General features: G+C 28.2%; 2 protein-coding genes. Both read left to right on the top strand.

What is annotated here, in order from left to right:
* On the top strand, positions 1-1274 hold a 1274-nt coding region (gene istA, locus AYC61_RS00915; RefSeq protein ID WP_082759714.1), incomplete at its 5' end, for an IS21 family transposase.
* On the top strand, positions 1267-2019 hold the full coding sequence (istB, locus tag AYC61_RS00910) for an IS21-like element helper ATPase IstB (protein ID WP_066495449.1): 753 nt from the start codon (positions 1267-1269) through the stop codon (positions 2017-2019). The genes istA and istB, both read left to right, overlap by 8 nt.
* Positions 2020-2072: the final 53 nt, after the last annotated feature.

Genomic DNA, 2072 nt, shown 5'->3' with positions numbered 1-2072 from the left:
ATTCCGAAATAAAAATAAATAAGTTAGAAGATCTTCATAAACTAAAACCACTTATGGAGGAAAATAATTTGAAAGTAAATAAAAGCCAAATAGCTAGAGAACTTGGTGTTGATCCACGTACAGTAAGTAAATATTTAAATGGATATATAAAGCCCACCACAAGAAATCGCAAATCAAAAATAGAAGTTTTTGAACCTATTATCAAAGAACTTCTTGGTGAAAATTCAATCCAAGTATTTTATTATAAGCGTATTTTATGGCAGTATCTTAAAGATAATCATGGACTGGATTGCGCACAATCTTCGTTTAGGAGATACATTTCTAATCACTCAGAATTTAAAGAGTATTTTAATAATAGGAAAAAAGGACATATATCTAAGGCTACGCCTATGCGGTATGAAACAGGAAAAGGACAACAAGCACAATTAGATTGGAAGGAAAATATAGAATTTGTGTTATCTACAGGAGAAGTTATTAATATCAATATTTTTGTGTTAATTCTTTCATACTCTAGATTTAGAGTATACAGATTGTCTCTTGATAAAACACAAGATGTATTACTTTCTTTTCTAGATCAGTCATTTGAATCGTTTGGAGGAGTTCCCCAGGAAGTGTTAACAGACAATATGAAGACTGTTATGGATGAAGCTAGAACTAATTATTCTAAGGGAAAAGTAAATAATAAATTTCAACAGTTTGCAGATGATTATGGTTTTAAAGTTTGTCCCTGCGTAGCAGGAAGACCCAATACAAAAGCTAAAGTTGAAGCTCCTATGAAATTATTAGATGAAATAAGAGCTTATAATGGAACATTAAATTATGAAGAACTACATAAGCTTGTTGCAGATTTAAATAATAGAATTAATAGTACATGCCATACATCAACAGGTAAAATACCAATATTACATTTAAAAAAAGAAAAAGATTTCTTATCCGAACTGCCTAAAGATCAAATAAGAAATCATTATAAAATAATCACCACTACTGTTAAAGTAAATCGTCAGAGTATGATTTCATATAAATCAAACCAATATTCTGTACCCCCAGAATATATAGACAAAAGACTAAAACTTCAAGTATATGATGATCAACTACATGTGTATTATAACACAAATTTAGTTACTATTCATAGAATACAAAATCAAAAACTAAATTATCATGCTGAACATTATATTGAAATTAGTGCTTTAACATTTAATCTGAATTCATATGAAATGAATGAAATAGCTAAAAATAATTTGAAAATGATAGGAGAAGTATATCAAAATGAATAGTACATATACACAACTTATAAATAATTTAGAATATTTAAAAATGAAGCAAATGATTAATCATTTAGACGAAGTTATTGATTTTACAACTAAAAATAATTTATCTTTTGTTGATGCGCTTATTAAGCTTACAGCCCATGAAATTGACTATAAAGAAGCAAATATGATTAAATCTATGGTTAAAGTTGGAGCTTTTCCACATCAAAAAGAAATTAAAGACTTTGACTTTAATTTTCAACCTAGCATTAATAAAGATGAAATATTAGATTTTTTAACATTACGATTTTTAGATGCACAAGAAAATATTGTATTTTTAGGATCTAGTGGAGTGGGAAAAACACATCTTGCAACTTCTATTGGCATCGCAGCAGCCAAGCGTCGATGTAGCACCTATTTTATCAAATGTCATGATTTATTACAGCAACTAAAACGTGCAAAATTGGAAAATCGATTAGATTCTAGACTTAAGCATTTTACTAAGTATAAGCTGTTAATAATAGATGAATTAGGCTATCTGCCAATAGAGAAGGATGATTCTAAATTATTCTTTCAGCTTATCGATATGCGATATGAGAAAAAAAGCACAATATTAACAACTAATATAAATTTTAATGCTTGGGATGATGTTTTCTATGATCCAGTTATTGCAAATGCTATCTTGGATAGGGTTTTACATCATGCTCATGTTGTTTCCATTAACGGAAAATCATATCGTTTAAAGAATCATTTTAAGCAAGATGATGAGTAAAAAACTACATTCTTAAATGATCAAAAAGTTACATTTTTAACTTGACATTTATA

Origin of the sequence: Abyssisolibacter fermentans, from assembly GCF_001559865.1 — a bacterium.
Taxonomy (GTDB): Bacteria; Bacillota; Clostridia; order Tissierellales; family MCWD3; genus Abyssisolibacter; species Abyssisolibacter fermentans.
The sequence above is the reverse complement of the archived record's forward strand: the minus strand, read 5'-3'. Positions and strand labels throughout refer to the sequence as shown.

Excerpts from the sequence above, each read along its gene's own strand:
- istB (WP_066495449.1), top strand. The coding sequence starts at position 1,267 with ATGAATAGTACATATACACAACTTATAAATAATTTAGAATATTTAAAA.